This is a genomic window from Spiroplasma sp. ChiS, assembly GCF_002968355.1.
GTDB classification, from domain to species: domain Bacteria; phylum Bacillota_I; class Bacilli_A; order Mycoplasmatales; family Mycoplasmataceae; genus Spiroplasma; species Spiroplasma citri.
Genome location: NZ_PUUH01000080.1, coordinates 1 through 1,761 on the forward strand (window position 1 = coordinate 1; position 1,761 = coordinate 1,761).

Genomic DNA, 1,761 nt, shown 5'->3' on the forward strand with positions numbered 1-1,761 from the left:
TGAAGCGTGAATTATATTAATTCCATTTGCTATATTTTGTATTATTAAAATCTTAAACTTTTTCCGTGTTATGGTTAAAGGATTTTAATATTTATTATAATCGATTATATCTTAGTTAAGGCACACTAGGAAGTTAGGAAGTTTTAGTGAAATAATTGTTTTAATTGGTGATACCATTCATGATAATCAAAAAATAGATGGTATCACATTTGTAAAAAATGAATTTATTAAATAGAAAAATGAACTTATTATATTTACTATTAAAGTTCTTAATAGTTATTTTCAGTGTGCCAATTTTTATTATTTTTATATTTAACAATGTTTATTAACAATGTTTATTAACAATGTTTATTACAATTAAAAAACATTATATAAACATTATTTATAACATTGTTTATTAAACAAATATTTAGTTAGGAGACTATATTATGGATATGAAATTTAAAACAACTAAGGAATATAAAAAATTAAAAAAAGAATTTATTATTATGAATTTTGGTTTTGTTTATATTTATTTTTTTATATTAATTGTTTCTGGTCTTTGTATTGTTCTTATAATTTGTTCTTTAAATGTAGGAGATATTATAGGTATTATATGGTATTTTTTCTGTTTAATCCTTTTTGTTGTATTTTTACCATTTGTAATTATGGAACATATATCAGAAGTTAAGGAATTTAGAGTTACAGTATTAAAGAAATAATTATTACCGTTAGAAATTATGTTAAGACCAGTAAGGTGAGGAGATGATAAAATTGAGTAATTTTGTTAAGAAAAATCAGAATATAGAAAATTATTTTATTAGTAAGGAATTTATTCCTTTTGCAACAGAAAAAGCAAGTTTTATTAATTTACCTAATCATAATCGTCATATTGGGTTTTGATTGAGTAATAAGTTTATTTATCCGAGTGAAAAACATTCAGAGCAAGTAGCAATCGGTTTGATTTATGATAATTCTTATCCTATTGTAAAATATGATGAAAATTTAAAGCGAAATATTTGAAAATATTTAACTGGAACCGAATTAATCAATTTATATAATCAATATAAACAAAATTATTTTACTAAAATGAAAAAAGCGTTATTTTTAAGTGAACCTAAAAAAGTAAAAGCAAATAATAATAATAATAATAATTTAACAAATTGAAGTGTTGAAAAAGAAGAACAATTAATTCGTGATTTGGAGGAATTATAAAATGGAAGTTAAATCAATAAAAGAAGAACAAAGAGAAGATAGAATAAAGTACGAAAAAAGTAAAGGTTATAAATTATGTGATAATGGTTATATTATTTATAATTCAAATGAATATTATTTTAAATTATTTGGTTGTTCTAACAAATTTATAAAAGCAAAAGTTTATTTTAGAAAGTTTTGTGGCGAATATAGGATTTCATTTTTATGTAAAAAATGTTATAAAAAATTCAAAAAATTCTTATCTCATGAATTTTTTGAACTTTTATATGAGGAATGTTATAAAAAACCCGTGGAATTTAGTGTGTTTAGTTTTGATTATAAAAATGAATATGATTKAGGTTTTTTATAATGAGTTTATATAATTATTGAGTTCAATTTGTTAGTTATATTATTGGTGCAAATGCCCCTGAGTTTTTATATGTTATATCGTTTGTGTTATTTATTGTTTTGTTTTTTGGAATGTTTTTTAAACTTATTCAAAAAATATGGAGTTTTTAAAAATGCAAAATGATTGAATTAAATTAAAAGAGTTTTTTATTTATATTTTTTTGTTTATAGATAAAACGA

4 protein-coding genes are annotated in these 1,761 nt (G+C 20.4%); all 4 read left to right on the top strand.

What is annotated here, in order from left to right:
• Positions 1 to 428 precede the first annotated feature (428 nt).
• Positions 429 to 701 carry a hypothetical protein gene (locus C6B38_RS03045; protein WP_105298613.1) on the top strand — a complete coding sequence of 91 codons (273 nt, stop codon included), beginning with the start codon at positions 429 to 431 and terminating at the stop codon, positions 699 to 701.
• 43 nt (positions 702 to 744) lie between these two features.
• Complete coding sequence (locus C6B38_RS03050; RefSeq protein WP_105298614.1) at positions 745 to 1,194, top strand: DUF3627 domain-containing protein; 450 nt, start codon at positions 745 to 747, stop codon at positions 1,192 to 1,194.
• A gap of 1 nt (position 1,195) precedes the next feature.
• Complete coding sequence (locus C6B38_RS03055; protein ID WP_105298615.1) at positions 1,196 to 1,543, top strand: hypothetical protein; 348 nt, start codon at positions 1,196 to 1,198, stop codon at positions 1,541 to 1,543.
• A 151-nt stretch (positions 1,544 to 1,694) separates the two neighbouring features.
• A partial coding sequence (locus C6B38_RS12315) for a DUF2649 family protein (RefSeq protein ID WP_443028741.1) occupies positions 1,695 to 1,761 on the top strand: 67 nt, incomplete at its 3' end.